This is a genomic window from Alteromonas sp. DY56-G5, assembly GCF_041414725.1.
GTDB lineage: Bacteria > Pseudomonadota > Gammaproteobacteria > Enterobacterales > Alteromonadaceae > Alteromonas > Alteromonas macleodii.
Genome location: NZ_JANHZQ010000081.1, coordinates 1 through 7,363, shown reverse-complemented (window position 1 = coordinate 7,363; position 7,363 = coordinate 1). Strand labels below are relative to the sequence as shown.

The following is a 7,363-nucleotide window of genomic DNA, read 5'->3' as shown; positions in this document are numbered from 1 at the left end:
TGCGGATGTTGAACGAGTCAAAAATCTCTGTTGGAGAGAGTGGATAAAGTTGGTCAATTAATTAATGCAATTGGTATCACTCTTTTTTCTTACGCTGATTGAGGCGCGTTGTTACTCGCGTCGGCTTCAATCTGAGTTTCTGCATTTTTAGCTCGCTTTATCAGCGTATTAGCACGATAAACACTCCACACCACGTACACCGCCATAGGTATATTAAGCTGAAGTGACGCGACCGATAGCGTCGCGCTTTGGTGCACAGCCGCATAGGCTATGAGTAACACCATTACGCTTAGGCCTGATATAAGCAACCATATCGGCTTTGTGAGTGATTTAACTCCCACTGTAATACCGGTATTAAATAGCATAAGGCACCAAAAAACGGCGATGAGCGAGCCTGTAAAAAACATATCTGCTACAGCAGTTAATGCGAGTGCACTCACACTACCCCACACCGTGCTGTACCAAAGCCTGCTTGCTAACGGCGGATGCGCCTTTTTAGACAGCCAAATCTCCATACCCGACACGCAAAGCATGGTCAGCATTACACCAAGAACAAAGTACAGCCATTTGCTGGTAAGGCCGGCGAAGTCACCGAAGTGCAAACGGTACATTGCCCATACCAACTGCTTACCCCATTCACCGAATTCATAGCCGGCCACACCGATAAAGTTACCCGCCGTATCGAATCGATAGCCTTCGGCGTAGATCATTCTATTGGGCGCCTTGGCATATATTTCGATGAACTGTTCTGGTTCACCAACTTCGTGTACCGTTAAAAATATTGGCGACTTTTCTGGCGCTAGCGTTTCCATTTGCGCAAACGCTCTACCAATAGCCGGTTTCCCCTCCTGTGGCACTAATACAGGGTCTGGCGTAAAGATTTTCTGGATAACCGCGTCGCGATCGCCTTCGTAATTTAGTGAGGCAACAACCACCAAAATGATCCCTGCCATACCAAAATATGCGCCTGTTATACCTATAACTAAATGAAAAGGCGCTGCCCATAGTCCAAAACGGTTGTGCAAATCAATTTGTGCTTGCTGACCGTTGCCACCCCGTCGAAGTTTAAAAGCATCTTTTGCTATTCGTTTGTGAGCAATAATTCCAGTGACGACAAGGGTACAGATGATAGCGCCCAAAGCGCTGACCAAAATCATTCCCCAACTTTGTGGCAAATTGAGATACAAGTGCAAGTTCACGAGCATTTCGGTAAAAGACACGCTTTCTTGCTCTAATAAGTTACCTTCACTGTCGGCAAAGTAAGCAGCATGATCGTTTTCTACCACCAACCGAGGGATATCTGATGTAGGGAAAACCACATAAAGATGGTGAGACTCCTGCGTATTCTGAGCCAAAAAGGTGTCCATCGCCTTTTCAACAACATCAGGAGAAACATTCTTCATTTCTTCAATATGCGGCTGTTCCCACCTTTCAAACTCTAAGTGAAAAACCGCAACGGTCCCAGATAAGCACACCAAAAAGAGAAGTACACTTAGAAAAACGCCTACCCAAGTATGTGCATTTAATGCATTTTGTTTTGTTATTTTATCCATCGATATTCACCTACATGGGGAAGAAAATAAGTATTGGTAGGCAAAGCGCAGCCAAAACTGCGTAGGCAACAACAACTTTAATTTTGTGGGCGGTAGCAAGGTAGTGATAAACAATAAGACCCCAAAAAATTGGCAACAGCACGATACCTGTAGCCAACTTCCCTGCTATTGAGAATGGAAGTAGCGCACATAGTCCTAGCGTCAATAACACGCTCACAACCAATAAAACAACCAGCACCACGATGTAGTTTGCGATGTTCCCTAGAACTGTACGTCGCGAGAAATCAAAGCTCCTCGGCTGAGGTACATTTTTTGGCTGAGGCAAATGCGTTTGGTTAAACGCAATAAAAGGCCACACTAAAATGGAAGGGATACACAGCGCATACAGCACGCCAAACTCCCACCCCTGAGCATAAGACCAGCACACTGCTGCAACTAGCCATACGACAAGACCCAAATAAAGATACGTTGACGCTTGAGCGCGCCAACTTTTATAAATAACACCTAAGGCTGCAAGTGTTAAACCACCCGCTGCAACTGAAAGCATGATAAATCCTTAAAACGAATAGGTTAGCGACGCGTTCACTGTTCTGCGTACACCAGGGAAACAGTCACCTCTGAATAAGCAAGACGTGAGATATTTTTTATCGGTCACATTTCTTACATTCAGCTGCAAATTCAAATTATCTGCTAGCTCGTACGACACCATCAGGTCACCAAGGGTGTAGCTAGGCGTGTCGTATCTGATGATACCATTCTCAGAAACTGATTCTCCCACGTAGCGAATACCAGCTCCTACCGTCAGCGCTTCAAGCTCAAGTGGAGAATAATTTACCCATAGGGATGCATTGCTGTCTGGCTGTGCTGACAACGAAAAACCGTTAGGATCTTCTGCATCCAAGACCGACGCCGCAAACTGCGCTGTTATCTGGCCAAAGTCTACGCGCCCTTCTAGCTCAACCCCTTCAATGGTCGTTACGCCTTGCTGTTGCGCCGCTTCGTCTGGTAATCCGTTAGGATTAGGAAGGTTTGAAACTTCAATATCGTAATACGCTAGCGTGATAAAACCAGGAACTGACGAGAGTTCATACTTAATCCCTGCCTCGTATTGACGGCCTTCTTCAGGCTTAAGCTGGTTGTTATTGTTATCTAGTCCCACTACCGTCTCGAACGACTCAGCGTAACTAAGGTAGGGAGAAATGCCGTTGTCAAAACGATACAAAATTCCAGCTGAGTATGATGTTTGCGTGTCATCCTGCTCAGTTACGCCTGTATCATTATCAACGCGGTCGTGACGTAGGCCTAGCGTTACCCGCCAGTTTTCATAGGAAATTTGATCAGACAGGTATAACCCCGTGTCGGTGACTGTCTGTTCAGGCGCATCGTTGTAGATTGCGTCGAAAATGGCTTGCTCTGGTGCGCCTGTGTACTCAGGGTTAGCCAAGTCCAGAATGTACCTAAAATCACCTTGTAATACGCCACCACCAGCATAGTAAGCAGAGTTGGCGTCAGTCTTAACATGTTGATATTGTACACCCGCTAATAATTCATGTTCGAAAGCGCCTGTTACAAATCCCTTGTTTACACGAATATCAAAAGCGTGTTGATTAAACGTATTGTCTGCTTGATAAAACGTTCTCGGCACAAAGGTATCGGTAGGCGCTACCGGTGCCCCTACAAAAGCGTTTAGATAGCGAGTGCCGCCCGTAAAAGTGGGCCACGCTTGGTGGTAGTCTGCCTCACCATCTCGCCATAAGGCAGTAAATGAAAGTGACGTTGTATCGTTAATCAAGTGCTCGCCAAGCAAGGTAACTTGGTTCGACTTAGTATCAAATTTATTAAACCCTGGTTCACCTGCGTAAACATCTTGGTCGGGTAAATAAGTGCCGTCAGCCAAAGGCAATAATGTGCCTTCCACAGGAATAAACTGCGCTGCTGTATCGCTATCAGTATCTTGGAATAACCCGATAAGCGTTAGCGTTGTATCGTCAGAAGGCATGAAGGAAAGTGACGGCATGAATACTTGGGTGTCATCGCTAACGTAATCAACCTGAGAGTCAGCACTACGATATATACCAACAAAACGCCCCATCCACTTATCATCTTCAGACAGGCTGCCGTTTACATCTACCCCAACTTGCGCGCGGTCGAAGTTTCCGTAGGACAGCACCACTTCGCTTCCTTTGCCTAACGTCGGCGTTTTTGACACATAGTTCATTATGCCACCGGGAGAGCCCTGACCGTAAAGTACAGAGGCAGGCCCCTTAAGCAACTCAACCTGTTCCATTGTGTAAATTTCAGCTCGCGTAGAATTATAGCTGCCAAACAACTCTTGAATTGAGTCGCGATAGCGCGGAATACTTAATCCTCTGGAAGAGATTGAATCGACTCGGGTGGCGTATCCGTATGACTCCCCCGTCACACCCGCCATATAGGTGGCTGACTGAGAAAGATTTAACACACCTTTTTGCTTTAAATCTAATGCGGTTTCAATGGAAATTGTACGGGCGAGCTCAACAATGGGGGTATTTGTTTTTGTTGCGCCAAACGGAGAACGCATGCCCACTACTTCAATCTTTTCTACTGCATTCGCTTCTGCTTTTTCCGCTGTTGCCGCTAGATGCTCTATAGCTATGCCACCACGACTTTCATCTTCTTGGGCATGTGCGTGAGACATTAATATAGCCGTTACCGCCAAACTTAGTATTTTCTTATTCATTTGAGTGTTGTCTGTTAGTTATTTGAGCTCACTAATCGCCTATCGGTGGAAGAAGTGATCTATGAGCCGCATTATTCTTTCGTCTAATTTAGCAAACTTTTTCGCTAATGATAACCACTATCATTAACATTTGCATAATTAAAAGGCGTAGACAATACATCGCAGTTCTTGAGACTTATTTAAAAGTACAAAAGCCTCGCTAGCACTTTTATTCAGGGCAACAAAAAAGCCGAACTAACATAGTTAGTCCGGCTTTACTCTTACAATTATAGGCAGGCTATTTATTAAGCTGCTTCACTTTCTTTATCTGACTCAACTACTTCGTGACTTAGTAAATATTCAAATGCAGCAAGCGATGCTTTCGCGCCCTCACCCATCGAAATAACAATTTGCTTATACGGTACTGTTGTTACGTCACCGGCTGCAAATATACCCGGCTCAGATGTATGACACTTAGTATCAACAATAATTTCGCCATACTGTGTCATGTCTACCGTGCCCTTCATAAACTGACTGTTTGGTACTAGTCCAATTTGAACAAATACACCTGCAAGTTCACGGGTGTGCACTTCGTTAGTTGAGCGATCTTGGTATTCAATTGCGTTCACTTTGCCATTTTCAGCAGTAATTTGGCGCGTTGCCGCGTTCTTGATAATGGTAATATTATCGCGTTTTTGAGCTTGATCGATAAGTACCTTATCCGCTTTTAGTTCTGGCATAAATTCAAATACCGTCACCGATTTTACGATGCCTGCAAGGTCAAGTGCCGCTTCAATACCTGAGTTACCACCGCCAATGACCGCTACGTCTTTACCTTTGAAGAAAGGGCCGTCGCAGTGTGGGCAGTACGCAACACCATTACCGATGTTCTCTTTTTCGCCCGGAACACCAAGTTCTCTCCAGCGTGCGCCTGTCGCAACAATAACCGTGCGAGTGCGGATCTGTTCGCCAGAAGAAAGCGTAATGGTTTTAATATTGCCTTTCTCAATGCTATCAACGCGTACGTGCTCTTTGAGCGTAATGTCGTAATCGCGTACGTGCTCCATCAAGTTACCAACAAGCTCAGGGCCCGTTGTTTTAGGTACTGAGATAAGGTTCTCGATACCCATGGTATCTTTAACTTGGCCGCCAAAAGTTTCAGCAACGATGGCAACTTTAAGGCCTTTACGGGCACTGTAAATCGCTGATGCAACACCTGCTGGGCCACCACCGATAACCGTTACGTCTTGAAGTGGTAACGCATCGCCTTTGTTTGCTTCTTTAAGGCTAGGGTCGCGTTCAATTAGCTTGTTGATAAGCACAGAGGCATCAACTTTACCATTCGCAAATAGCTCGCCATTAAGGTATACGCTAGGAACACCTTGGATGTCGCGCTCTTGAATTAGATTTTGATACAACCCGCCGTCGATCATTTCGGTCTTGATATTAGGATTAATCAAAGCGAATTGATTAAGTGCCTGTACGACTTCAGGGCAGTTGTGACAGCTTAAGCTAATGAACACTTCAAAATTAAGTGGTTCATTCACCGCTTTCACCATCGACTTAACGCTATCGTCTAGCTTAAGTTCAGGGCCCGCTGCGTGCAGCATGGCAAGTACAAGCGAGTTAAACTCGTGACCGCCAGGGATACCAGAAAAACGAATTCCCGTATCTTCGCCGTCAGCTTCCAATAAAAAGCTGATTGCACTGCGCAACTCACCATTTGTGTCACGCTCTTCTACGTTTAATTTTTCGCTTACTGAAGCAATGTCGGACAGAAACGTCACAAGCTCTTCACGCTTGCTATGTTCACCGGTCTGTACGACAAAGGTTACGTTTTTTTGCATTGACTCTGCATATGATTTCAATGCTTGTAAAATTTCTTTAGTTAACACGGTTATTCTGCCTTATTTTCGACACGCCGATCCCCGCCAACCTTTTGAAGGGTCAACAACATAAGCGGAAATTGGAAATTAATATCAGGGAGTGGAGACCCACCCCCTACAAATTATTTGCTTAATACTGTGCAGTGCACAAAGCGCTGAGCTTTCAAATATTAAGCGCTAAGCGTGCTGCTTAGATTTTGCCTACTAGGTCAAGTGAAGGTGCTAGTGTTGCTTCGCCTTCTTTCCACTTAGCTGGGCAAACTTCACCTGGGTTGTTTGCAACGTACTGAGCGGCTTTAACTTTACGTACTAGGTCATCAGCGTCACGGCCGATACCTTCAGAAGTGATTTCCATCGCTTGGATGATGCCTTCCGGGTCAACAACAAATGTAGCGCGGTCAGCAAGACCCATAGTTTCACGCATACAATCGAAGTTACGAGTGATTTCGCCTGTTGGGTCGCCAATCATTGCAAATTTGATCTTGTTGATCGTGTCAGAAGAATCGTGCCATGCTTTGTGGGTGAAGTGAGTGTCAGTAGATACTGAAAATACTTCTACGCCACGTGACTGAAGTTCTTCGTACTTGTCAGCGATGTCGCCAAGCTCAGTTGGACAAACAAATGTGAAGTCAGCTGGGTAAAATACGAAAACTGCCCATTTACCTTTGATGTCTTCGCTGCTTACGTCTACGAATTCGCCGTCTTTAAATGCAGTTGCTTTGAAAGGTTTGATAGCAGTATTAATCAATGCCATGTTTAATTCTCCATTTGGTTTAAATTATTTTCGCACGTTAAACACATACGAATACAAACTTTACGTTTATTGTGTCGACATGGTTTTGCAGTTTTGTGAAGATATTCACGTAACGCGAAATTCATGTCTCTCGAAACTGGTGTTAAGAATAGCGCGCACAATCACAAAAAACTAATTGGTAAAAATGAATCGCTTAATCAGGTTATTGAATTGAACGATGAAAATTGAGCCAAAATAGATTGATTGTTTTGCAATACGGTTTCACCGGCTAAACTCTGCTGAATGAGAAAACTATGACCCATTCCCGACTACAGCGCATCTCCCAGGAAATAATGCTAATCGATGGACACGCGCCATCTCGCACATTGGCAAAGCATGCAAAAATGGAGGTCAGCCCCTGAGGTATCCCCACAAATAATGACTAAAATTCAGTAAGATAAAAAATAAAGGGAACATTCATGACGTTTGGTGA

Annotated in this window: 5 protein-coding genes; all 5 read right to left on the bottom strand. The window is 44.8% G+C overall.

What is annotated here, in order from left to right; translation table 11 throughout:
- Window positions 1–89 precede the first annotated feature (89 nt).
- The 5 genes from NO989_RS21175 to ahpC all read right to left on the bottom strand — a co-directional run bounded on the left by NO989_RS21175 (window position 90) and on the right by ahpC (window position 6,891).
- Window positions 90–1,553: a PepSY domain-containing protein gene (locus NO989_RS21175; protein ID WP_061485747.1), complete on the bottom strand. Its 1,464-nt coding sequence runs from the start codon at window positions 1,551–1,553 to the stop codon at window positions 90–92.
- 10 nt (window positions 1,554–1,563) lie between these two features.
- Complete coding sequence (locus NO989_RS21170) at window positions 1,564–2,100, bottom strand: hypothetical protein (RefSeq protein WP_049586664.1); 537 nt, start codon at window positions 2,098–2,100, stop codon at window positions 1,564–1,566.
- A gap of 9 nt (window positions 2,101–2,109) precedes the next feature.
- The gene (locus NO989_RS21165; protein WP_371343155.1) at window positions 2,110–4,272 is read right to left on the bottom strand and encodes a TonB-dependent siderophore receptor; all 2,163 of its coding nucleotides are present in this window, start codon (window positions 4,270–4,272) and stop codon (window positions 2,110–2,112) included.
- Between the two features lie 284 nt (window positions 4,273–4,556).
- A complete protein-coding gene (ahpF, locus tag NO989_RS21160) occupies window positions 4,557–6,146 on the bottom strand; it encodes an alkyl hydroperoxide reductase subunit F (RefSeq protein WP_371343154.1) in 1,590 nt (529 codons plus the stop codon).
- 181 nt (window positions 6,147–6,327) lie between these two features.
- Window positions 6,328–6,891, bottom strand: coding sequence for an alkyl hydroperoxide reductase subunit C (gene ahpC / locus NO989_RS21155; protein WP_014949268.1), 564 nt, complete (start codon window positions 6,889–6,891; stop codon window positions 6,328–6,330).
- Window positions 6,892–7,363: the final 472 nt, after the last annotated feature.

Excerpts from the sequence above, each read along its gene's own strand:
- NO989_RS21175 (WP_061485747.1), bottom strand. The coding sequence starts at position 1,553 with ATGGATAAAATAACAAAACAAAATGCATTAAATGCACATACTTGGGTA.
- NO989_RS21170 (WP_049586664.1), bottom strand. The coding sequence starts at position 2,100 with ATGCTTTCAGTTGCAGCGGGTGGTTTAACACTTGCAGCCTTAGGTGTT.
- NO989_RS21165 (WP_371343155.1), bottom strand. The coding sequence starts at position 4,272 with ATGAATAAGAAAATACTAAGTTTGGCGGTAACGGCTATATTAATGTCT.
- ahpC (WP_014949268.1), bottom strand. The coding sequence starts at position 6,891 with ATGGCATTGATTAATACTGCTATCAAACCTTTCAAAGCAACTGCATTT.